Origin of the sequence: Promicromonospora iranensis (assembly GCF_028994775.1) — a bacterium.
GTDB lineage: Bacteria > Actinomycetota > Actinomycetes > Actinomycetales > Cellulomonadaceae > Promicromonospora > Promicromonospora iranensis_A.
The window spans coordinates 114,089-136,693 of the sequence record NZ_JAJQMN010000006.1 but is presented as its reverse complement, the minus strand read 5'-3'; the positions used below and the strand labels follow the sequence as shown (position 1 = coordinate 136,693).

The window sequence follows — 22,605 nt, the reverse complement described above, 5'->3', positions numbered from 1 at the left end:
CGGGTCACAGGCTGCAGCGCGTGCCGACGGGCGGCGACTCGAGGCCGAGGAGGTAGGCGTCGACCACGCGGTCGACGCACCTGCTGCCCCCGAGAAGGTAGGCGCCGTGCTGCTTGCCGTCGACGGTGAGCAGGCTTCCGCCCAGAGCGTCAGCCATCGCGATACCGCCCTCGTGCGGCGTCGCAGGATCTCCGGTGACCGATACGACGAGGGTCTCGGGAAGGTCCTCGACATCGGGGAGCCAGGGCTGGTCGCCCGTGGGCGGCGCGGGCCACGCCTCGCACTCGTCGTGGTGGTCGTGTGCCGTGAAGACATCGAGGTCGAACATGGGCGCTGCTTCACCGATCCTGCGTGCCAGCGCGGTGGTCTCCTCGGGAGTCAGGCGGGGCCAGTCCATGCAGCGCACGGCGATGTTCGTGTCGAGGCCGAGTCCGTAGGCGCCGTCCGCGGTGCGGCCGTAGAACGAGTCCCGTAGGGCGAGCATCTCGTCGGCCCGCCCTGCCTCGAGGGCGGTGAGCGCGGAGACGACGTCGGGCCAGCTGGCCTGCGAGTACAACCCGCCGGAGATGCCGAGGTAGACATCCCAGATGCTCACGTCCCTGCCGTCGGCGGTCGGCGGTGTCCCGATGAGTGGCCGGACGATCTCGTGCAGGCGGTCGTTCGCGGCCGCGGGGTCGGTGCCGAGTACGCAGTCGGAGGACTCGGCGCAGAACGCGGCCAGGTCGTCGAACCGCGCCTGCAGGCCGGCGAACTGGGAGACGCGGAACTCCTGCGCCGTCAGGTCGGGTGCGACCGCCCCGTCGAGCACGATCGCACGGACCTTCTCGGGGTAGGTCGTGGCGTACATGGCGCCGAGCTGGGAACCGTAGCTGTAGCCGAGGTAGGTCAGCTGGTCGTCGCCGAGCACCTCTCGCACGATGTCCATGTCACGCACGACGTTCGTCGATCCGGCGTTCACCAGGTTCGCGACGCCGGAGCCCTCGGTGCACCGTTCCGCGAGCTCGGCCGCCTGCTCGGCGCTCGTGATGTCGTACACGACGCCGAACCGTAGCGCCGAGCCTGCGTCGTACTCCTCGTCGGTGTAGCAGTCGAGTGCCGGGGTGGAGGACCCGATCCCGCGCGGGTCGAAGCCGACGATGTCGAAGCGTTCGGCGACGGGGCCGGCCTGCCACAGGGCCGCGGTCAACGCGACGAAGTTCGTGCCGGAGCCTCCGGGACCGCCCGGGTCGACCAGCACGGACCCTTCGGCCTTGCCCGTGGCGGGTAGGCGCAGGAGCGCGATGTGCGCCGTGTCGCCGTCCGGCGCGTCGTAGTCGAGCGGCACCTCGACCGAGGCGCACTCCAGCGCCGGGTTCGCGAACAGCTCGGCGTCCGCAGTGTTGGTCGCGGTGTCCTCGCAGCCGCTCCAGTCGAGCTCTTGCCTGAGGTAGGAGCCGAGGTCCGCCTCCGCGCCGGAGTTCGCTTCGGCGCCGGGATCCGGTGGGGAAGCCGCCGGTGTGCAACCGGCGAGCAGGAGGACCGTCGCCGCGGTGGCGGCGGACCCGGCGCCGAGATGGCGAGATCGGCGCGCGGATCGAGGATGTGTTCGCATGCGTTCTCCTTGGTTGGACCGCAGTGGTGCATGAGGCGCGGCGGGGTGTGGTTGACGTGTCTTGGTGGGTGCACGAGACGTTCGATCACCGAGGGGCCTTGTCCGGCTGACGTCAGCCCGCCAGCCCGTCCGTCTCGGCGTCCAGGAGGCGGTGGTGGCGAAAGGTGAGTGCTCGCTCGATCCCGGCGAGGGCCGCGGCGATGGTCAGGGCCGTGTTCACCGATGCCGGTAGGTCGATGGGCGAGACGAACGGCACGAGGCGATCCGCCCAGAGCGGCAGGTGGGTGACCACCTCGAGCAGCTGTGGCGCGAGCAGGATCAGGTTGACCGCCAGCACGAGCACGGCACCGGCAGCCAGGGCACGCCCCGTTCCCGGGTGCCGCCGGGAGAGCTGAGCGCGCCAGTGCTCCGGCGTCCCGGGCGCGGGGTCGAGACGTCGCTGGCTACCGTTCGCGCCGACCAGGTGAATCCGCTGCATGCCGTACCTGCTCGCGGCGACCTCGATGCTGTCCGGTCCGAGCGGGAACCGGACCGGCATGTCGGCGCTCCGGACGTGGCGGTCGTCCCGGTAGAGCGACGCCCGGCCCGATATGTGATCGACGTCTACCGTCGCCGTCGACGCATCGGGCAGGTCGACGGAGAACCGTGTGCGCTCGAGCGAGAGGGAAGGGCGGAACGGCGGCAACGGTGAACCCGGCTCCGGAGAGGGCGTCGACCATGTCCCCGAATCGCCGTCGAAGTCGTCGAGCCCGTGGAGATCGTCGAGGCCGCCGAAGCCGTCAGGGTCCTCGCCCGTCGAGCCCGCCCGGGGGTCGGCCCAGCCCGTCATGTCCTGCCCTGTCTGGAGCCGGGGCGGGAACGAAGGGCGCCTCTCGGCGTTTCTAGCACGTCCATGCCAAAAAAGTTAGCATGACGATGCTACGAATTGCTACGATGGGGTCATGCCCAGACGAGTCGACCCGGATGTGCGCCGGGAGCAGGTCGCCGATGCCGTGATCGAGGAGATCGCCGCGCACGGGCTGCGCTCGGTGACCCTTGCCCGGATCTCCGAACGCACCGGCCTGGCCATCGGCAGCATCCGGCACTACTTCGGCGACACCCTCCGCGAGGTCATGCGCTTCACGTTGAACGTGCTCACGCAGCGCATCGGGCGACGCGCGACGACGATGTCCGACGACCCGGTGGCACGGATCACCGACGTCATCGCCTTCGCCGCGCCGACCAGCGATCAGGAACGCCGGGAGCACATCGCCCTCGTCGAGTACCGCGTCATGGCACGCACCGACCCGGAGTTCGCGGCCGACATCGCGGCGACCTCGCTCCAGGGCGCAGAGGTGGTCCGCTCGCTGCTGCGCGACGCGCTGGCCGACCGCGCGATCGACGAGGAGGCGCTGCGCCGCGAAGCGCTCCTGCTCTTCACCCTGGTCGAGGGATTCTCGTTCGGTTCGGCGATGCTCTCCTCCCCGCTGCGCGAGACGGACGTCCGTGACGTCGTGACGGCGACCGTGCACCGTCTGCGTGGCGCCTATCCGCCCGTCGAAGAGGTCGCCGAGGACGCGCTGAGCTAGTGCGGACGCTGCGGGACACGTGACCTCGCCCGTGCCCCGCAGCCTCCGGTGTCCGTCTCGGGGAGCCGCCGGCGCCAGCTGGGTTCACTCGACGGTGAGGACCACCTTGGCTGTGTCGACGCCCCTACCGGAGCCTCACCCAGCGGATCGCCGCGACGCCGAGAGCCACGCAGGCGGCGGCGAGTCCGAGCGCGGTGAGCAGGATCGGGAGGACGTCATCAGGGGTGAGGCTTCCGGAGCCGGTGAGCGCGGTGGAACCGAGGTTGAGCGCGCGCGTGTTGATCGCCTGCGGCAGCACGTAGCTCAGCGGCCTGAGACCGACGGACGTGACCGAGGCGACGCCGAGCACGCAGCCGGCGAGGCACACGGCGACCGGTGCGGCGAAGGACTTGAGCAGCATCGACAGGAGCGACTGCACGACCACGAGCGGGAGCGCAGCGACGATGGAGATCGCTCCGACGAGCACGAGCTGCCAGGGCACTCCGCCGTCGAGCCGCAGCACGAAGGCCCCGGAGACCAGAGTTCCCACGACGAGTACCGCCTGCATGAAAGCGACCGACACGGCGGTGGCGGCGACCTTGGCCAGCACGAGGGTGACGGGCCGCCTGGAGGTCGTGAGCAGCAGGTTCCAGTTCGTGCCCCGGTGCTCGGCCCGCCACGACGTCGCAGCGAGCAGCCCGATGCCGAGGGAGAAGAACAGCAGCCCGTAGAACATGACGACCTGCGAGTTGAAGGCGGCCCAGCCGCCGGCCAGCATGTCGGCGTTGTTGGCGTAGTTGATGGTGCCGGTGGTGACCGCCAGCAGCGGCAGCGCCAGCGCGATCGGCCAGATGGCGGATCGCCGGAGCTTGATGAGTTCGGCGCGGAGCACGGTTCTACCTCTCGATCCGGTCCAGCCGGCGCGTGACGAAGGCATACACGGCGCCGACAAGTATCAGGAAGCCTGCGATCCAGGCGTAGGGCGGGGTCTGATAGGTGACGACGTCGCCGTCCTGCGCGGCATGCGCGATGACCGCGTAGTACCCCCACGGGATCAGCCGCGAGACGGCGCTCGGTATCAGCAGGGTGAAGGCGGCGAGGAACGCACCGAGCATCCCGATCCCGACGCTGACGAGCTGGTTCTCCACTGTGGCGGCGAGCCAGACGTGCAGGGCCAGGAAGGCGACGTCGAGCAGGAACAGCAGGGTCGTGTAGCCGATCCAGGGTCCGGCATCGAGCGGCGCGCGGATGCCGGCCACCGCTCCCGCACCGATGACCAGCAGGCTCTGCAGGGCGACCGCGGGCAGCAGCACGAGGCTGAGAGCCACCACCTTGGCGCGGCACAGGACGCCTGGTGTGTACCCGGCCGTGGCCGCGAGGGTCCAGCCGGCGCCCGCGTGCTCGATGTCGGTCTGGCGGCTGGCCAGCACCGCCGTGAGGATGGGCGAGGTCATCGCGGCCATCATCGTGTAGGTCAGCAGCAGCGCCGCCCACGGTGCGGCGGTCGGGTCGTCGAAGGTCTCGCGGGTGCCTCCAGAGAACTGCGACGCGCTGCTGAGCGCGGCGACCGCGAGCACGAGGAGCACCACGATCGGCCCCGTGCGCAGCCGCCGCATCTTCCGGAGCTCCAGGACGACGGCGCGGGTCACAGCAGGCCTCCGCGCCCGGTGAGGTCCATGAACACGTCCTCGAGGCTCTGCCGCACCCGGCGGACCTCGTGGATCGGGACTCCGGCGACGGCGAGGCGGCGGACCACCTCGGCGGTCCGCTCCTTGGTGATGCCGCTGATGCGAAGGCCCTCCGAGACCGGTGTCGCGGTGATGCCGAGCGCGAGCGCGGCCCCCGGGTCGGGAGTCTCGATGACCAGGTCCGGGGTGGAGTGCTCGAAGAGCTCGTCCCGTGTGCCCTGGAAGATCAGCTTCCCGCCGGAGAGGATGCCGAGGACGTCGGCCATCCGGTCGATCTCGTCCAGGAGGTGGCTGGAGACCATCACCGTGATGCCCTCGCTCGCCAGCTCGACCAGGAGCGTCCGGATCTCCTCGATGCCGGCGGGGTCGAGCCCGTTCGTCGGCTCGTCCAGCACCAGCAGAGCAGGATCCCGGGCCAGCGCCATGGCCACGCCGAGGCGCTGCTTCATCCCCAGGGAGTAGTTGCGGACCAGCTTGTCCCGGTGCGCGGTCAGGCGGACCGTGGCCAGGGCCTTGTCGATCTGGGCGTCGGCGAGGTCGAGCATGTGCTGGACGATCCGCATGTTCTCCAGCCCGGTGAGGTGGCCGTAGCCGGGCGGGGCCTCGATCATCGAGCCGATCGACCGCAGCAGGTCGATGCGCGACGCCGGTGTGAGGGGCCGGCCGAACAGCGTGATCCCGCCGCTGGTCGGCCGGGTCAGACCGAGCAGCATCTTCATGGTGGTCGACTTGCCCGAGCCGTTCGGCCCGAGGAAGCCGTAGACGACACCCTGGGGGACGCGCAGGTCGAGGGAGTCGACGGCGGTGTGGTTCCGGAAGGCCCTGGTCAGGCCCTGCGTGGTGATGACGGCGCTCATGGGCGCCTCGTCGTGCGGTTCATGCCCACCACGATCCCGAGCGGCCGGCCGCCTCGGATCATGCCTGGGTATCGACGACAAGTCATCCCACGGCATGAGGACGCGCCGGGACCGCCGACCTACGCTTGCCCGGTATGGACCTCCGATCAGCCGCACCTGCCGCCGGCAGCTCGCTGACCGGCGGCGCCCGGCGCCTCCTTGCCGATGTCGCCCTCGCTGCGGCCGTGGTGCTGATCGGGCAGCTCGGTCAGCCGGCCGTCTCGTCACCGTCGGACCGGGCCTGGTACTGGGTGGTCGTCGCCGGCTGCGGCCTCGCCATGCTGGTCCGGAGCCGCATGCCGCACGTCTGCCTCACCGCCCTGGCCGGGTTCCTGCTGCTCCACCTGGTCCTGACCCGGGAGCTGAGTGTGTTCGCCGCCGCGGTGTGCCTGATCGCCGCGTACATCTCCCAGACGCTGGGGCCCCCGGCGCGCTGGGTCTACCTCGCCCTGACCTACCTCGGTGCGGTGGTCGCGATCCTGGCTCCCGGCCCGGTGCAGGGCGAGCCCTGGTGGGGTCGCTGGGCCCTCGCCGCGTTCGCCTGCGCGATGATCACGGTGGCGGCGCTCGCGGGCGCGCTTCGTCGTCGCGGCCGTGAGCGCGTCGAGCTGGCGCTCGACCGGGTGGCGATCCTCAAGGCCCAGCAGGAGTCCGAACGGCGTCTCGCGACCATGGAGGAACGGACTCGCATCGCCCGGGAGGTGCACGACATCCTCGGTCACTCGCTCGGTGCGATAGCGGTCCAGGCCGAAGGCGCCCGGTACGTGCTCGCCACCGATGCGGCGGCGGCCGACCGCGCGCTCGCCGACATCGGGCGCCTCAGCCGCGGCGCGGTCGCGGAGGTCCAGGAGCTCGTCGACGTGCTCCGCGCGGACGACGAGCCCGCGGCGCTCCGTCCGACCCCGACGCTGAGCGACCTTCCCGAGCTCGTCGGCACGTTCCAGCATCCCGGAGCGAGCATCCGGCTGCTGCTCGACGGCGAGGCCGGGGGCGTCCCGGCGCACGTGGGGGTCGCGGCGTACCGGATCGTGCAGGAGGCGCTGACCAACGTGCTCAAGCACGCCGGGCGGGTGCCGGTCCTGATCCGGGTGCGGGTCGCGGAACGTCGCACCGACCTGCTGGTGGTCAACGGCGGACCGACGCGACCGCTTGGCGCGGCGTCCGACCTGGGGCACGGCCTGACCGGGATGAAGGAGCGGGTACGGGCGCTCGGCGGCACGTTCGACGCCGGACCCGATGCTGCGACCGGCGGCTGGCGGGTCGCCGCGACCCTGCCCTGGGAGCGCTCATGATCACCGTCGGGCTCGCCGACGACGACCCGCTGTTCACGGCGGGCCTGTCGATGATCCTCGACGCGCAGCCCGGGCTCCGGGTCAGCTGGCAGGCCGGTGACGGCGCCGAGGCCGTGCGGCGGCACGACGTCGACCCCGTCGACGTGCTGCTCCTGGACATCCAGATGCCGGGCACCGACGGGCTGACGGCGACGAGGCGGCTGGTCACGAGCCAGGCGCCCGGCAAGGTCGTCATCGTGACGACGTTCGACACGGACGACTACGTGCTGACCGCCATCGAAGCCGGAGCGGCCGGGTTCCTCCTGAAGAACACACCGCCCGACGAGCTCGTCGCCGCCGTGCGCACGGTCCACCGTGGCGACGCGGTCATCTCGCCCGGGCCCACCCGGAGGCTCGTCCAGCGCGTCAGGGCGCACCCCGCTCCCGCCGTCCCGGCCCAGGTGCTCACCGCGGCCGAACGGCGGGCCGTGGACACGTTGACCGAGCGGGAGCGTCAGGTCCTGACCCTGATCACGCAGGGACTGACCAACCAGGAGATCTGCGACCGTCTGTGGCTGTCCATGCCGACCGTGAAGACCCACGTCGGGAACCTCATCGCGAAGACGCACGCCCGGGACCGGGTCCAGCTCGTCCTGTTCGCGCTGCGCACGGGTCTGGTCGGCGTCGGGGACGCGCTCCAGCACGCCGGCCGGTGACCTGGGCCGGTCCTGCGGCTCACACCTCGGTGTAGGCCTCCGCGTACTCGGCGGTGGGCGGGATCGGCTGGATGACGTCGAGCAGCACGCCGTCCGGCGCGGCCACGATGAAGTGGCGCTGGCCGAAGTCCTCGTCGCGCAGCGGCAGGAGCGGCTCCAGCCCGGTCCGGCCGGTCAGGCGGGCATGGACGTCGTCGACGTCGTCGACCTCGAGGTTGACGATCACTCCCTGCGGCAGGGCGCGATGGCTCGCCGGGATCGTGGCGTGGTCGTGGGCGACCAGCCCGAGCTCGAACGCGCCGAGCCGCAGGCTCACGTACCAGTCGGAGTCGTAGGTCGTCTCGAAGCCGAGCCCTTCGCGGTAGAAGGCGGCCGCGGCGGCGACGTCTCGCGACATGAGGACCGGGTAGAGGCTGGTGACGGCCATGACGAGCTCCTTTAAGTACAGTGCGTATGTAAGATCCAGGTTACATACACTCCGTACGTAAAGGAAGTGCTCGTGCCCCGCGCCTCAGCGGCTGACGCCGCCCGGACCGCCCAGGACATCCTCGTCTCGGCCACCGGCCTGCTCTCCACGCGCGGCTTCGCCGCGGTCTCCCTCGACGACGTCGCCGGCGCGGCCGGGGTCACGCGGGGCGCGGTCTACCACCACTACCGGAGCAAGACGGGACTCTTCCGCGCCGTCGCGTCGAAGCTCCAGTCGGACGTCGCCGAGGCCGTCGTCGTGGCCGCCGAGGACGCCGGTGCCGATCCGCGGGAGCAGCTGCGGGCGGGCTGTCACGCGTTCCTGGACGCCATCACGGCGGCCCCCGCGGTGCGGGTCCTGCTCATCGATGCCCCGGCCGTGTTCGGCTGGGAGCAGTGGCGCCGGCTCGACGCCGAGCACTCGGTGGTGCACCTGCGCGCGGCGCTGGCCGACGTCGGCGTCCCGGACGACCTGCTCGACGCGACGACCGCCCAGCTCTCCGGAGCCATGAACGAGGCAGCGCTCTGGATCGCCCAGCAGTCGCGAGGACCCGAGGCTCGGGACGCCGCGCACCGGGTGCTCGACCGTGTGCTGGCGTCCGCCGTCGCCTAGCTCGTGGTGCGGCCCGGGAGGGACCCGCGCACCGCGTGTGCGGCTCCCTCGGCCACCTGGCAAAACGCTCGTCGACAGCCCTCCCGGACCGACGCCGTCCGCCCTGCTAGTGTCGTGGCGATCTTGTGAAGTAGCACTGACCGCGAGGAGACGGTAATGACCGAGATAGAGCCGGTCTACGGGGCGGGCACCCTGCTCCTGATAGCGGCGGCCGCGGTCGCCCTGCTCCTGTTCCTGATCATCCGGCTCAAGCTCCACGCGTTCGTCGCGCTCGTGCTCGTCAGCCTGCTCACGGCGGTCGCCGCCGGGATCCCGATCGCGGACATCCCCGACGCGCTGCTGACCGGGTTCAGCGGGACGTTGGGCTCGGTGGCCCTGCTCGTGGGCTTCGGTGTGATGCTCGGCCGGCTGCTGGAGACCACCGGCGGTGCGCAGGTGCTCGCCGACACGCTCATCGCCCGGTTCGGGGAGAAGCACGCGCCGCTCGCGCTGGGGGTCGCCGCCCTGATTTTCGGCTTCCCGATCTTCTTCGACGCCGGCCTCGTGGTGTTCCTGCCGATCATCTTCACCGTGGCGCGCCGGTTCGGCGGCGGCATCCTCCGCTACGGCCTGCCGACGGCCGGGGCGTTCGCCGTCATGCACGCGGTGGTCCCGCCGCACCCCGGACCGGTCGCCGCCGCCGATCTGATGGGCGGGAACATCGGCCTCACGCTTGTCGTGGGCCTACCGGTGGCGGTCATCGCATGGTTCCTCGGCGTCCACCTCGTGGCCCGCTACCTGAGCGCGCGCTACGTCATCGACGTCCCGACCGCGGTGTTCGGTCGCATGAACGGTGGCCGCGACCAGGATGGCGCCGATGGCGGCACGAACGACGGGGGCACCGGAGCGGGCGGCGCGTCGACGGCCACCGCCACCCAGGCCCCTCCGCGGTTCGGCACCGTCCTGTCCCTCCTGCTCCTGCCGCTGGTGCTGATCTCGCTCAACACGGTGGTCAGCACTCTGGTCACGGCACGCGTCATCGCTGAGGACCAGGTCTGGGCCAACACCCTGATCCTGATCGGGCAGACCCCGATCGCCCTGCTCATCACCGTGCTCGTGGCGCTCGCCGTGCTGTCCCGTGGCCGGTTCACGATGGGTCAGGCCACCGGCATGCTGGACGACGCCCTCGGCCCCATCTGCTCGATCATCCTCATCACCGGGGCCGGCGGCATGTTCGGCGGGGTGCTGCGCGCCAGCGGCATCGGCTCGGCGCTCACCGACGCGCTGTCCGACCTCGGCATGCCGATCCTCCTGCAGGCCTTCGTGATCGCGACGGTGCTGCGCGTCGCGCAGGGCTCCGCGACCGTCGCGCTGACGACGACGGCCGGGCTGATCTCGGCACAGGTGGCGGCGGAGGGCCTGAGCGACATCAAGATCACGCTCCTGGTCTTCGCGGTGGCCGCAGGCGCCACCGTCCTGTCGCACGTCAACGACTCCGGGTTCTGGCTCGTGAGCAGGTTCTTCGGCATGGACGTCAAGACGACGCTCAAGACGTGGACGGTGCTGGAGACGACCCTGGGTCTCTCCGTCTTCCTGATCGCCGCGCTGCTCTGGCTCGTGACCGGATGAGCGCGCCGCGCCACATCGTCGTCATGGGCGTCACCGCGACCGGCAAGACGACGGTCGGCCGCGCGCTCGCGGAGGCGCTCGGCGGTGTGTTCGTCGAGGGCGACACGTTCCACCCGCCCGCCAACATCGCGAAGATGTCGGCGGGGATCCCGCTCGACGACGACGACCGGCGTCCCTGGCTGCGCTCGCTGGCCACCGAGATCGCCCGCCTCGACGGCGCCGGCGAGATCTCCGTGACCGCCTGCTCTGCCCTGCGCCGGGTGTATCGGGACTGGCTCCGGGAGGGACATCCCGGCCTGTTCTTCGTCCACCTCGACTCGACGTTCGACGTGCTGCTCGCACGGATGAAGCTCCGGACCCACTTCATGCCGCCGTCGCTGCTGCAGTCCCAGCTCGACACCCTGGAACCGCTGGAGCCGGACGAGGCGGGCGTCGTCATCGACGACACGCCGCCGGCCGACGTCGTGATCGCCACCAGCCTCGACGCCGTCCGGGCGGCGTGACGGGGGAGACTGCCGCGGCAGGGCCTACTGCGCGAACTCCTGCGCGCCGGGCGGCCACGCGCCGGGCGCGGGCTGCTGGAGCGGGGACGGGAACGTCACCGGCAGCCGGGCCGGGAAACGCATCCACGGGCTGGTCGCCCACTCGACCTTGTCGGGGTCACCGACGAGGGTGACCTGCAGACGCTGCAGCAGCTCGGCGACCGCGATGCGAGCGATGACCCGCCCGAGGCGGGGCGCGGGACACCGGTGCGGACCCGCGCCGAACGACAGGTAGGCACGGTTGCCCACGGTGTCCCACGGGTCGGCCGACTGGATGAGCGGGTCGTGGTTGGCCGCGTGCACGCCGACGATCACCGCCGCCCCGCGCTCGATCAGCTTGCCGCCGATCGTCACCTCACGGGTGGCGAACCGGGGCATGAGGTTGGGGTTCGTCGTCGAACGCCACAGCACCTCGTCGAGCGCGTCGTCGATGTGCAGCCGGCCCCCGGAGACCCGGTGGGAGAACCGCGGGTCGCTCAGGACCAGGGCGAGCGTCTGCGCGATCCAGGCCAGCAGCGCCTCGTTGGCCGCGAGCGTGATGGCGGTGAGGGTCTGTGCCCGCTCCAGGTCGCTCTCGAAGTTGTCGTGCACGGCCAGGACCCCTGCGATGTCACGGGTGCCCAGCGCCCTGCTGTGGGCGATGTGCTCGGTGACGATCTCCAGCAGCTCGACCGTTCGCTCGCGTGCCGCGGCACCGGACTCGAAGATCGCCCGGGTGATCTCCTGCAGACGCTGCGCCTGTCCCGGCTCCAGCCCGTCCAGCTCGGACAGGACGAGGAACGGGACGACGGCCGCGTACTCGGCGACCAGGTCGGCGCGGCCGCGGTCCTCGAACCGGTCGATGAGCATGCCGCACAGCCGGCGCGTGATCGCACCCGCGCGGGCCTCGTCCACCTGTGACAGCGCGTCGTCGACCGGCGGCCGCATCCGGGCGTGCTTGGCGCCGTCGGCGTCGGCGAGGGTGGGCTTCGGGGCGCGGGGGAGCACGAGGTGGAGAGCCGACTGCGGACCGAGCAGGTTCTCGGCGTGCCCGTGCCAGATCGACGGGTCCTTGATGAAGGTGCGGTCGTCCCGCAGCACGCCCACCGCCTCGTTGTGGCCGAGCACCAGCCACGCCGGCACACCGGGCTCGAGGTCCACCGGCGCGACCGGACCCCACTCGTGCCGCAGCCGTTCGTAGACCTCGTTCACGTCAGCGGCCGCGGTGGTCTCCACGAGGAGCGTGCGGTCGGTGACGTCGCGTAGCCGCACCGGCGGGTCCGACGGCGGTCGTGCGGTCACGGTTCCCCTCTCGTCGACAGCCTGGCCCGACGATGTGACGCCGCGCACAAGCACTCGCTCCGGATGTTAGTGGACGAACGCTCCGGATTGGCGAAAGTGCTGCTCACATTCCGTACGGGAGCCTCCGGTGGCTTGTCGCCGCCCGCCGGTATGGGCAGGATGTGCGCCATGCCCCAGGCCACACCGCTGCTCCGACTCCTCAACGTGCTGCTCGCACCCGGCACGCGCACCCGCAAGGACCCCGACGCCGTCTACGAGCGCCTGCTCCAGGAGGTGCAGCGCGGGCGTGTCCCGCTCGGCGCCGACGACCTCGCCGCGCTCGACGGCCTGCGCCTGCTCCTCGCCGACCACGCCGCCAACCCCGACCTGAGCGCCTTCGGGTGGATGAGCACCCAGCAGCAGATCCGGGAGCGGCTGGACAACCGCGCCGTCGTCCGCGACATCCAGGCGAACCACCCCGGGGTGCGTGACGAGCCGGTGACCGCGCCCGTGTTCGTCGTCGGCCTGCCGCGTACCGGGACGACGGTGACGTACAACCTGATCGCGCGCAGCCCCGGCAACCGCGGCCCCAAGCTGTGGGAGATGACCAACCTGGGCCTCCCGCGGCCGGCCGCCGAGCGCGAGCGGCTGATCGCCCAGGCCCGCAAGCGGTTCGCGACCGTGGCGAAGCTGAGCCCCGCGTGGGCCCACCTGCACCCGCTGATCGCCGACAGCGAGGAGGAGGACTTCATGCTGCGCGCCCACACGGAGATGTACGCGACGTGGGGACCCGCGCCGCGCTACCTGGACTACGTGGCGGGTGCCGACCTCACCGACGACTTCCTGTTCCTGCGCGACGCGCTGCAGGTCATCGCGGCGGGCGAGGCGCCGGAGCGCTGGGTGCTCAAGCACCCCATGGACCTGTGGCGGCTGCCGGAGATCCTGCGCGCGTTCCCGGACGCGCGGTTCGTCTGGACGCACCGCGCCCCCGGGGCCGCCGTCGCCTCGGGCTGCTCGATGGCCGAGGCGACGCACATGATGTACATCAAGCCGGGCCGGATCGACCTGGACCGGATCGGCCAGGAGTGGCTGGGGATCTCCGCCGGTGGGGTCGAGCGCGCGACCCGGCTGCGCGAACAGCTCCCCGACGACGCGGTGATCGACGTCGTCTACGACGACCTGCTCGCGGACCCGGCCACGGTGCTGCGCGGGGTCTTCGACCGCCTGGACCTGACCTGGGGCGCGACGGACGACGCCAACCTCGCCCAGGCCCTCGACCGGAGCGGCCACCGCCCGCACGTGTACTCGCTGGAGCGGTACGGGCTGGACGAGGCCCAGGTCGCCGAGGCATTCCGGTCGTACAAGATCCCGGCCTCGTCCCTGACCTGACCACGGACAACTGAGTGCGTGATATTTGCGCCGATCACACGGTCGACGGCGCAAATATCACGCACTCAACGAGGGGTCAGCGGGCGGCCGGTCCCGGCGGGAACTCGGGGCGCTCGAAGGCGTCGCGGATGCGGAGGCGGATCGTGCTGTCCAGCGCCTGGAGCTTCTTGGACGCGCCGCGCTCGGTCACGTCCGAGATGTCCGTGACCACGTAGCCGATGTCGCCGCGGGTCGCGAGCATCTGGCCCTCGATGTTGGCGCCGTGGTCGGCGAAGATCTGGTTCACGGTGGCCAGCACGCCGGGCACGTTGCGGTGCAGCAGCTTGATGCGGCCCACGCCGGTGTGCTCCAGTTGGAGGTTCGGCAGGTTGACGCTGAGCATCGTCGAGCCGGTGGTCACGTAGTCGCTGAGCTTCTTGGCCACGAACTGGCCGATCGCCTCCTGCGCCTCCTCGGTGGAGCCACCCACGTGGGGGGTGAGGATCACGTTGGGCAGGCCGCGCAGCACCGACTCGAAGGCGTCGCCGCGCTTCTTGGGCTCCGCGGGGAAGACGTCGACGGCGGCCCCCGACAGGTGCCCCGACCGGATGTGCTCCGCCAGCGAGTCGACGTCGACGACAAAACCGCGGCACAGGTTGAGGAAGATCGCGCCCTGCTTCATGCGGGCGAACTGCTTCGCGCCGAAGAGGCCCGCGTTCCCGGAGCGGCCGTCGACGTGCAGCGTCACGATGTCGGCGGTCTCGAGGAGCTCGTCGAGCGTCTCGGCACGGCGGGCGTTGCCGAGGGCCAGCTTCTCGGCGGTGTCGAAGAAGATCACCGACATGCCGAGGTTCTCGGCGAGCACGGAGAGCTGCGAGCCGATGTTCCCGTAGCCGATGATGCCCAGCGTGCGGCCGCGCACCTCGTGCGAGCCCTCCGCGGACTTGTCCCAGACGCCGTCGTGCAGGGCGCGGTCGCGCTCCGTCATCCGGCGCGTCAGGGAGATGATCTCGGCGATGGCCAGCTCCACCACGGACCGGGTGTTGGAGAACGGCGCGTTGAACACCGCGACGCCACGGTTGGCGGCTGCGGTCAGGTTGATCTGGTTCGTGCCGATGCTGAAGGCGCCCACGCCGACGAGGCTCGTCGCCTCGGACAGCACGCGCGCCGTCACCTCGGTCTTGGACCGGATGCCCAGCAGCTGGACGCCGTCGAGCGCGGCGATCAGTTCGTCCTCGTCGAGGGCTCCCTTGCGGTAGTCGACCTCGTACCCGGCCGATTCCAGGATCGGGACGGAGGTGGGGTGGACGTTCTCGAGGAGAAGGGCTCGCTGCACGCACCCATGGTGCGCCAGGTGAGGCGGAAGCAACAAACGGATGGGGTCCACGTCCCGCCTGCTGGGACGTCCACGCGCCGCAACCGCCGCACCCGCAGCTAGAAGCCCTCGGGCAGGTCCCGGCTGTGGAGGACGACGAGGCGCTGCGTCGGCCGGGTCATCGCCACGTAGAGGTCACTGGTCCCGCCGGCGCCCTCCGCGATCGCCGCGGGCTCGACGAGCACGACGGCATCGAACTCCAGGCCCTTGGTCTGACGCGGGGCGAGCACCGTCACCTGGGCGTCCTCCGGGCGCTGCGCCGAGAGCCGGGCGGCCTCCGCCGCGCCGACCGCACCGGGCAGCGCCGCGGTCAGCGCGGCGACCAGCCGCGGGACCCCGGCTCCCGGCGCCACGATCGCCACACGTCCGGCGTCGGGCCCCACCAGCTCCTTGACGAGGCCGAGCGCCTCGGCGACCACCGTATCGTCGTCCGGCAGGCCCTCCGGGCCGGGCGTGGTGCGCACCGCGGTGAGGGAGCCCTCGACGTCGCGCGCCGCGCGCAGCTCCGAGACGGGCAGGCCCGCGGCCCGCGCCACCGCCTGGGCGGTGTCGGCGACCGTGGACGGCGTGCGGTAGGAGACGGTCAGCTCGGCGAGCCGCCACCCGTCGTGCAGCAGCGGCGTGAGCATCCGGTCCCAGTTGCGCGCACCGGCCGCGGACGACGTCTGCGCGACATCGCCGACGATGGTCATCGACCGGGTGGGCACCCGGCGCACCAGCGACCGCCAGGCCATGGGGGAGAGCTCCTGCGCCTCGTCGACCACCACGTGGCCGTAGGTCCAGGCGCGGTCGCCGGCGGCGCGCTCGGCGGTCGTCAGGGACGGTCCGCTCGCCGCGAAGCGGGCCGCGAGCGTCTCGGCGTCCACCAGGCCGTCGCCGGCACCCGTCGAGGACAGCACGCTGCGGGCGTACTCGATCTCCCGCGCCTGCTCGGCCTCGCGGTTGCGCGCCTCGGCGAGAGCCACCGAGTCGTCCTCGCCGAGGAGCTCGTACGCCTCGTCGAGGATCGGCACGTCGGACTCCGTCCACGGTGCACCGGGCTCCCGCAGCAGGAGACGGCGCTCGCGCGCGGTGAGCTCCGGCGCGGCCTCGGCCAGCCGGTGCGGCTTGGCGTACAGGTCGCTGACCAGCTTCTCGGGGGAGATCGGCAGCCACGCGATGTTGAGCGCCACGCGGACGTCGCGGTCCGAGCGAAGGTCCTCGAACACCGACGCGCGGTCCTCGCCGGACAGGGGCGCGCCCGTGAAGTCGCGGTACTGGTCGGTGAGGCGGTCGAGCATGTCGCGCACGAACGCCGCGCGCGCCAGGTTGTGCGGCTTGTGCGTGCGACGGGCACGGGCGATCGCGTCGCTGATGTCCCGGGGACGGATCACGAAGTCGTGCCCCTCGACCCGTACCGGGACCTCCCGCTCCGGCACGCGCTCGCGCGCCCGCACTGCCCGGCGGATGATCTTGCGCCACAGGAGCAGACCCTTGAGCCGGGCCACCTGCCCCTCGTCGACGGCGGTCGCCCGGATACCCGGGATGAGGTCGCCGACCGTCGTGGAGACCACGCCGGTCTCACCGAGCGAGGGCAGCACCTGGTCGATGTAGCGCAAGAACGCGCTGGACGGGCCGACGACGAGCACGCCGGAGCGTTCCAGCAGCCGCCGGTGGGCGTACAGGAGGTAGGCGGCACGGTGCAGCGCCACCGCCGTCTTGCCCGTTCCCGGGCCGCCCTGGACCACGAGCGCACCCGAGAGGTCGGACCGGATGATGCGGTCCTGCTCTGCCTGGATGGTCGCCACGATGTCCGACATCCGGCCCGTGCGGCCCTGGGCCATCGCCGCCAGCAGCGCCCCCTCGCCGGACAGCGCGTCGGGGTCGATCTCGGTGTCGAGGTCCAGCACCTCGTCCTCGAGGCCGGTCACCGAGCGGCCCTTCGTCACCAGGTGCCGACGCCGTCGCACGTCGCCCGGGTGCAGCGCCGTGGCCCGGTAGAAAGCCTCGGCTGCCGGAGCGCGCCAGTCGGTCAGCATCGAGCGGTGCTCGACGTCGGTCAGGCCGATCCGCCCGACGTACCGTGTCACCGTGCCGTCGGCAGACCCGTCCGAGAGGTCGAGGCGCCCGAAGACCAGCCGGTCCTCGACGGCGTCGAGCTGCGCGGCCCGGTCCTCGTAGAGCGTGGCGAACGCGTCCCGCTCGCTGCGGTTCTGGTGCGTGCCGCTGGCGCCCGCCAGGCGGACGTCCCGCAGGCGGTCCGCCGTGGTGCCCCGAAGGGTGTCCAGACGGACGTACATCGTGTCGACGACTGCCTGCTCGTGGGCGAGCTCGCCCGCGATTCCCGTCACGCCATACCTCCGTGGTTCACCAGCGAAAAAACCTCGGTCAGAATCAACCGGCCGACCATTATCGCGCACCTGTCGGCCTGTCCGCTGACACGGCGTCATCTCGCTGGATAGGATCGCCGCCATGGCACTGGGCGGGGCAGGTACTGCGGGGCCCGGGAGCGGGCACGGACCCGAGGCGCGCCCGGCCTGGATCGACGGCCCCATCTCGGTCCTCCTCGTCGAGGACGACGACGCCGACGCGTTCCTCGTGAGCGAGCTGCTCGCCGACGCCGACGTGGAGGCGGACCTCCGGGCCGACCTGCACCGGGCCCGGTCCGTCGACGAGGCGCTCGGGGTCCTGTCGATGGTGGCCGTGGACTGCCTGCTCCTCGACCTGGGCCTGCCCGACGCCGAGGGGCTGGGCGCCCTCCGCCGCATCATCGACGGCATCGACGTGCTGCCGGTCCAGCCCGCCGTCGTGGTGCTGACGGGGAACACGGCGCACGACCTGGGCGCCGCCGCCGTCGCCAACGGCGCCGACGACTACCTGGTCAAGGGCGAGGTGGACGGCGACGCGCTCGCCCGCTGCCTGCGGTACGCGACGCTCCGGCGCCGGTCCGCCGCTCAGCAGATCGCCCTGTACCGCAGCGAGGTGCGGGCCGCCGAGACCACCCGGCTGGAGCGCGCGCTGCTGCCCAAGGAGCTGGTCACCGACGAGCGGGTCTCCGTGATGGTGGGCTACCTGCCCGGCGGGAACGGCCTGCTCGGCGGCGACTTCTTCGACACGGTGGAGCGTCCCGACGGCACGCTCGTCACGGTCATCGGTGACGTCGCCGGGCACGGCCCGGACGAGGCGGCGCTCGGTGCCGCCATGCGCACCGCGTGGCGCACGCTCGTGCTGGCGGACACGCCCGCCGACGACGTGCTGCCGCTCCTGGAACGGGTGCTCCTCGCGGAACGCGGCCGTCCTGAGGTGTTCGTCACGATCTGCCAGGCGGTGATCTCGCCGGACCGCACCCGCATGGACGTCTACCTCGCCGGGCACCTGCCGCCGCTGCTCGTGGTGCCCCAGAGCTCGACGGACACCACGGCGCCGGTCGCGCACCACTGCGAGGAGCTGTCGTCGGCACTAAGGGGCCGCGCCTTGGGGATCCCCGTGGACGGCGGCTGGTCGGCGCACACCGTCGAGCTGCCGGAGGTGTGGACCGCCGTGCTCTACACCGACGGCCTCGTGGAGGCGGCCGTCGGGGCCGACCCGAAGGGGACCCCCGTCCTGCCGCCCAGCGCGCACGGACGGATGCCCCGCCTCGGGGCGCACGGGCTGCGCAGCGTCGTGGAGCACGAGATGGACCAGGGCACCGACGAGGTGGTGACCCGCGTGCTGCGCCGCGTGCGCGAGCTGCACGGCGGCCCCCTGGTCGACGACGCCGCCCTGCTCTTCGTCGGCTGGGCCGGCGCCGGCGCGACCGGCCCTGCCGAGCGGACCTCGACGCTCGCCGACTCGGTGGAGTGGTCGCGGGCATGACACTGGCGCCCGACGAGCACCGGTTCTCCGGTGTGTCCATGCGTCGCCGGCTCGCGCGGCTCCTGGGCGCGGTGGCGGCGATGCTCGTCATCGCCCTCGCGGTGGCCGTGCTCGCCCTGGTCCAGTCGCGCAGCCTCGACGCCCGGGCCGACGGCCCGTACTACCGGGCGCTGGTCGACGGCGAGCGTGCGTCCCTGGCGCTGGGCGACGCCGAGGCCTCGCTGCGCGCCTACCGGGCGACGTGCGACGACGCGGCGCTGGAGCCCTGGACGCGGGCGGTGGGGTCCAGCGGCCGCATCATGCTCCTGGCCGACGTCGAACGGCGCGAGCTGGCCTCCGACGCCGAGGTCGCGCAGGCCTACGAGGAGGCGATGCGCCGCACCGACGCGTGGTTCGACGAGTACGCCGAGCCCGTGGTGGCCGCGGTCGAGGCGGCGCCCGCGGGCCAGATGGCGTGCCGCATGGAGCTCCTCGGCACCGCGCCGTCGTCCGCCGAGGGCGACGAGCTGTACGAGAGCGCGCGCACCGCCGTCGTGCAGTACCTGGCTCAGCTGAGCGCGCAGCGCGACGAGATCGTGGCGACCCGGGCGGTGTGGGAACAGCTGCTGCTGGGCGCGGTGGTCACGCTGGTGCTCGTCGTCGTGCTCATGGGCACGATGATGTGGCTGGCCCTGGAGACGTGGGTGATCCGGCCCCTGACCGCGCTGACCGCCGCCGTGCGGGTGGTGAGCAGCGGTGTGCTCGGCCGCGAGATCCGTCCGGTGGGCGCGGGCGAGGTGGCCCTGCTCGCCATGCACGTGGAGACGATGCGCCGCGAGCTGGTGCACCAGGTGGAGGAGATCCGGCTGTCGCACCAGGAGGTCGAGAACGCGCACGGCCTGCTCAGCGAGCAGGCGCGTGAGCTGGAGCGGTCCAACCGCGACCTGGAGCAGTTCGCCTACGTGGCCTCGCACGACCTGCAGGAGCCGCTGCGCAAGGTCGCGAGCTTCACCCAGCTCCTGCAGAAGCGGTACGGCGGCTCGCTCGACGAACGGGCCGACCAGTACATCGACTTCGCCGTGGACGGAGCCAAGCGCATGCAGCGGCTCATCCAGGACCTGCTGAGCTTCTCGCGTGTGGGCCGGACGGGCGTGCCGCGAGAGGACGTCGAGCTCGAGGGTGTGCTGACGGCGGCGCTGTCCGAGCTGTCCGAACGGATCGAGGAGACGGGCGCCGAGATCGTCCACGACCCGATGCCGGTGGTCCACGGCGAGCGGGCACTGCTGCAGCAGCTGTTCGTGAACCTGGTGGGCAACTCGCTGAAGTTCCGGGACCCCGAACGGGCGCCCCAGGTGCGCATCGAGGTACGGAGCATGCGCGCGCACTGGGAGATCTCCGTGGTGGACAACGGCATCGGCATCGACGCGCAGTACGCGGAGCGGGTGTTCGTCATCTTCCAGAGGCTGCACCCGCGTGAGCAGTACCCGGGCACCGGCATCGGTCTCTCTCTGGTCAAACGCATCGTGGAGTACCACAAGGGCCGCATCTGGATCGAGCCGGCGGCGGGCGGCGGCACCATCGTGCGGTTCACCCTCGCGCGGCGGCAGGGGCAGCCCGGCGGGGGGCGGCTTTCGACCGAACGAGCGCAGTCGACTACGCTCGGATGAGTCGGCCTGACCAGGGCCGACGGCGGGTCGCGACGACGGGACCCGTTGCTGCTGAAACCAGGGGACAGGTACGGGCGTGAGCGGTCACAAGGTGATGGAGATCCTCCTGGTGGAGGATGACCCGGGCGACGTCCTGATGACCCGGGAGGCGTTCGAGGACCACCGCGTACCCAACAACGTCTCGGTCGTCGGCGACGGCGTCAGCGCGCTCGAGTTCCTGCGCAAGCAGGGGCAGTACGCGAAGGTGCCGACGCCGGACCTGGTGCTGCTGGACCTCAACCTGCCGAAGATGGACGGCATGGAGGTGCTCGCCGTGGCGAAGGGCGATCCCATGCTGCGGCACATCCCGGTGGTCGTGCTGACCACGTCGGACGCGCAGGAGGACGTGGTGGGTTCGTACTCGCTGCACGCCAACGCGTACGTGACCAAGCCCGTGGACTTCGACCGCTTCATCGACGTGGTCCGGCAGATCGACGACTTCTTCGTCTCCGTGGTGCGTCTTCCCGGTCGATGAGGTGCTCCCGACGCTGAGGGCGTAACGGGAAGACACCGGGCCGTCGTGGCGTTGGACCTGAGCAGACACCGCAGTACCGGGTGATCGCCAACCACTCCGACGAGCGAGGGAGCGCACGTGCTTGACCCCCAGGGCATCTACGACGTCGACGAGACAGCGGTCGGGCGCACGCTGGGTCGCAGCGTGCCCGGAAGCACCGACGGACCTGTTCTGCTGCATGCCGTCCGCGGGTTCGTGGACGCAGGCAGTGCGGGAGATCTCGCCGTCGAGCACCTCATCGACGAGTTCCGTGTCGAGCGTCTCGTGACGTTCGACGTCGACCAGCTGCTCGACTACCGCTCCAAGCGAGCGACCATGACCTTCGACTCCGACCGCTGGGCGGACTACCAGGCGCCCTATCTCGCGATCGACCACGTGACCGACGCCGAGGGCACCGGATTCCTGCTGCTGCACGGCGCCGAGCCGGACCTGCAGTGGGAGCGGGTGGTGGCCGCCGTGATCCAGCTGGTCGAGCGGTTCGCCGTGAGCCTCGTGGTCGGTGTCCAGGGCATCCCGATGGGCCTGCCGCACACCCGTCCGCTGTCCCTGACGGCGCACGCGACGCGGCCCGGGCTCGTCGACGACTACACGTCGTGGTTCGGCAGCGTGAAGGTGCCGGGTTCCCTGGCCGCGCTGCTGGAGTACCGGCTGGGCGAGGCGGGCCACGACGCCATGGGCTTCACGGTCCACGTGCCGCACTACCTCTCGCAGTCGCAGTACCCGCCGGCGACGGTGGTCGCGCTGCAGCACACCGAGCGGGCCACGGGTCTCGACCTGGCCATCCCCGCTCTGGAGGAGGCGGCCACCGACGCGAAGATCGAGGTGGAGAAGCAGGTCGCCGACTCGGCGGAGATCGCAGCCGTGGTGAAGGCGCTGGAGGAGCAGTACGACGCCTTCGCGCGTTCCGTGGGCCGTCCGAGCCTGCTCGCCGAGACCACCCCGATCCCGAGCGCCGACGAGCTCGGCGCGGAGTTCGAGCGGTTCCTCGCTCAGCAGAACGGCGACTGAACCGGGACACCGCGTGGCGCGCGCCCGGGGAACGGAGCGCGCGCCGCACGCGGCAACCGCAGGCCTGAGCCGTACAGCGACCGCCCGAGCCGGAGGCTGAGGCGCACACCAGCGCCCCCGGAACCGGGCATCGAGGGCCCGGTGTGTCATATCTGCGGCAGAAATGTGCCTGTTCCGTGGCACATTTGAGTGGTCCGTGCCACACTGGCGCACGTTGCAGTGACGTACCAAGGCCACGTCCGCCGTGTCGTGTGCAAGCGGGGAAAGCATTGCGGCACGGGGGCGGGCAACGGGCCCGCCGTCGGATCCCGGACGGAAGGTCGAAGGACAGCATGGCGCAGGGTTCTGTGAAGTGGTTCAACGCGGAAAAGGGCTTCGGGTTCATCGCCCAGGACGGCGGCGGCGCCGACGTCTTCGTCCACTACTCCGCGATCCAGTCAAACGGGTACCGGTCTCTCGAGGAGGCCCAGCGGGTCGAGTTCGAGATCACCCAGGGTCCCAAGGGTCCGCAGGCGGAAGCAGTCGTCCCGCTCTGACGCACCCGTGAGAGAGGTCGTCGCCCCTGGGGGCGGCGGCCTCTCGCATGTCCGGGCCGCGTTGCCGGGCCGCGTTGTCTGGCTGTGC

Annotated in this window: 21 protein-coding genes; 12 read left to right on the top strand and 9 right to left on the bottom strand. The window is 71.6% G+C overall.

Annotated features, from left to right (window positions below; all coding sequences use genetic code 11):
* Positions 1 to 4: 4 nt before the first annotated feature.
* Both LUU90_RS12740 and LUU90_RS12735 read right to left on the bottom strand, forming a co-directional pair.
* Complete coding sequence (locus tag LUU90_RS12740) at positions 5 to 1,591, bottom strand: alpha/beta hydrolase (protein ID WP_275003802.1); 1,587 nt, start codon at positions 1,589 to 1,591, stop codon at positions 5 to 7.
* A gap of 112 nt (positions 1,592 to 1,703) precedes the next feature.
* Entirely contained in the window at positions 1,704 to 2,420 is a 717-nt protein-coding gene (locus tag LUU90_RS12735) for a hypothetical protein (protein WP_275003801.1), read from the bottom strand.
* A gap of 112 nt (positions 2,421 to 2,532) precedes the next feature.
* On the opposite strand from LUU90_RS12735, the gene LUU90_RS12730 reads away from it, so the two are divergent.
* The gene (locus LUU90_RS12730; protein WP_275003800.1) at positions 2,533 to 3,159 is read left to right on the top strand and encodes a TetR/AcrR family transcriptional regulator; all 627 of its coding nucleotides are present in this window, start codon (positions 2,533 to 2,535) and stop codon (positions 3,157 to 3,159) included.
* 124 nt (positions 3,160 to 3,283) lie between these two features.
* On the opposite strand, the gene LUU90_RS12725 is transcribed toward LUU90_RS12730, so the two are convergent.
* From LUU90_RS12725 to LUU90_RS12715, 3 genes are read right to left on the bottom strand one after another with little or no spacing between them, the layout of a single operon-like run.
* Entirely contained in the window at positions 3,284 to 4,030 is a 747-nt protein-coding gene (locus tag LUU90_RS12725; protein WP_275003799.1) for an ABC transporter permease, read from the bottom strand.
* 4 nt (positions 4,031 to 4,034) lie between these two features.
* The gene (locus LUU90_RS12720; RefSeq protein ID WP_275003798.1) at positions 4,035 to 4,787 is read right to left on the bottom strand and encodes an ABC transporter permease; all 753 of its coding nucleotides are present in this window, start codon (positions 4,785 to 4,787) and stop codon (positions 4,035 to 4,037) included.
* The gene (locus LUU90_RS12715) at positions 4,784 to 5,683 is read right to left on the bottom strand and encodes an ABC transporter ATP-binding protein (protein WP_275003797.1); all 900 of its coding nucleotides are present in this window, start codon (positions 5,681 to 5,683) and stop codon (positions 4,784 to 4,786) included. The genes LUU90_RS12720 and LUU90_RS12715 overlap by 4 nt, the downstream gene beginning before the upstream one ends.
* 134 nt (positions 5,684 to 5,817) lie before the next feature.
* On the opposite strand from LUU90_RS12715, the gene LUU90_RS12710 reads away from it, so the two are divergent.
* Together LUU90_RS12710 and LUU90_RS12705 are read left to right on the top strand one after the other, a co-directional pair.
* Positions 5,818 to 7,014, top strand: coding sequence for a sensor histidine kinase (locus tag LUU90_RS12710; RefSeq protein ID WP_275003796.1), 1,197 nt, complete (start codon positions 5,818 to 5,820; stop codon positions 7,012 to 7,014).
* On the top strand, positions 7,011 to 7,709 hold the full coding sequence (locus LUU90_RS12705; RefSeq protein ID WP_275003795.1) for a response regulator: 699 nt from the start codon (positions 7,011 to 7,013) through the stop codon (positions 7,707 to 7,709). Before LUU90_RS12710 ends, LUU90_RS12705 begins: the two co-directional genes overlap by 4 nt.
* Before the next feature lie 19 nt (positions 7,710 to 7,728).
* Here LUU90_RS12705 and LUU90_RS12700 read toward each other — a convergent pair whose 3' ends face one another.
* Positions 7,729 to 8,136: a VOC family protein gene (locus tag LUU90_RS12700; protein WP_275003794.1), complete on the bottom strand. Its 408-nt coding sequence runs from the start codon at positions 8,134 to 8,136 to the stop codon at positions 7,729 to 7,731.
* 72 nt (positions 8,137 to 8,208) lie between these two features.
* Here LUU90_RS12700 and LUU90_RS12695 point away from each other — a divergent pair, with 72 nt between their 5' ends.
* From LUU90_RS12695 to LUU90_RS12685, 3 genes are all read left to right on the top strand, one after another.
* The gene (locus tag LUU90_RS12695) at positions 8,209 to 8,787 is read left to right on the top strand and encodes a TetR/AcrR family transcriptional regulator (protein WP_275003793.1); all 579 of its coding nucleotides are present in this window, start codon (positions 8,209 to 8,211) and stop codon (positions 8,785 to 8,787) included.
* Between the two features lie 156 nt (positions 8,788 to 8,943).
* Positions 8,944 to 10,395 carry a GntP family permease gene (locus LUU90_RS12690; protein WP_275003792.1) on the top strand — a complete coding sequence of 484 codons (1,452 nt, stop codon included), beginning with the start codon at positions 8,944 to 8,946 and terminating at the stop codon, positions 10,393 to 10,395.
* Positions 10,392 to 10,898, top strand: coding sequence for a gluconokinase (locus LUU90_RS12685; protein ID WP_275003791.1), 507 nt, complete (start codon positions 10,392 to 10,394; stop codon positions 10,896 to 10,898). Before LUU90_RS12690 ends, LUU90_RS12685 begins: the two co-directional genes overlap by 4 nt.
* A 24-nt stretch (positions 10,899 to 10,922) precedes the next feature.
* On the opposite strand, the gene LUU90_RS12680 is transcribed toward LUU90_RS12685, so the two are convergent.
* On the bottom strand, positions 10,923 to 12,218 hold the full coding sequence (locus LUU90_RS12680) for a cytochrome P450 (protein WP_275003790.1): 1,296 nt from the start codon (positions 12,216 to 12,218) through the stop codon (positions 10,923 to 10,925).
* A gap of 168 nt (positions 12,219 to 12,386) precedes the next feature.
* On the opposite strand from LUU90_RS12680, the gene LUU90_RS12675 reads away from it, so the two are divergent.
* On the top strand, positions 12,387 to 13,586 hold the full coding sequence (locus tag LUU90_RS12675; protein ID WP_275003789.1) for a sulfotransferase family protein: 1,200 nt from the start codon (positions 12,387 to 12,389) through the stop codon (positions 13,584 to 13,586).
* A gap of 76 nt (positions 13,587 to 13,662) precedes the next feature.
* Here LUU90_RS12675 and serA read toward each other — a convergent pair whose 3' ends face one another.
* On the bottom strand, positions 13,663 to 14,901 hold the full coding sequence (gene serA, locus LUU90_RS12670; protein ID WP_275003788.1) for a phosphoglycerate dehydrogenase: 1,239 nt from the start codon (positions 14,899 to 14,901) through the stop codon (positions 13,663 to 13,665).
* 98 nt (positions 14,902 to 14,999) lie between these two features.
* Positions 15,000 to 17,270: a HelD family protein gene (locus tag LUU90_RS12665; RefSeq protein WP_275003787.1), complete on the bottom strand. Its 2,271-nt coding sequence runs from the start codon at positions 17,268 to 17,270 to the stop codon at positions 15,000 to 15,002.
* A gap of 121 nt (positions 17,271 to 17,391) precedes the next feature.
* On the opposite strand from LUU90_RS12665, the gene LUU90_RS12660 reads away from it, so the two are divergent.
* From LUU90_RS12660 to LUU90_RS12640, 5 genes are all read left to right on the top strand, one after another.
* Positions 17,392 to 18,774, top strand: coding sequence for a PP2C family protein-serine/threonine phosphatase (locus LUU90_RS12660; protein WP_275003786.1), 1,383 nt, complete (start codon positions 17,392 to 17,394; stop codon positions 18,772 to 18,774).
* Positions 18,771 to 20,420, top strand: coding sequence for a sensor histidine kinase (locus LUU90_RS12655; protein WP_275003785.1), 1,650 nt, complete (start codon positions 18,771 to 18,773; stop codon positions 20,418 to 20,420). Before LUU90_RS12660 ends, LUU90_RS12655 begins: the two co-directional genes overlap by 4 nt.
* A 94-nt stretch (positions 20,421 to 20,514) precedes the next feature.
* Complete coding sequence (locus tag LUU90_RS12650) at positions 20,515 to 20,934, top strand: response regulator (RefSeq protein WP_274994388.1); 420 nt, start codon at positions 20,515 to 20,517, stop codon at positions 20,932 to 20,934.
* Between the two features lie 117 nt (positions 20,935 to 21,051).
* The gene (locus tag LUU90_RS12645; RefSeq protein WP_275003784.1) at positions 21,052 to 21,981 is read left to right on the top strand and encodes a proteasome assembly chaperone family protein; all 930 of its coding nucleotides are present in this window, start codon (positions 21,052 to 21,054) and stop codon (positions 21,979 to 21,981) included.
* Between the two features lie 332 nt (positions 21,982 to 22,313).
* Positions 22,314 to 22,517 (top strand): cold-shock protein, encoded by a 204-nt coding sequence (locus LUU90_RS12640; protein ID WP_116674592.1) that lies wholly within the window; start codon positions 22,314 to 22,316, stop codon positions 22,515 to 22,517.
* The last annotated feature ends 88 nt before the right edge of the window (positions 22,518 to 22,605 follow it).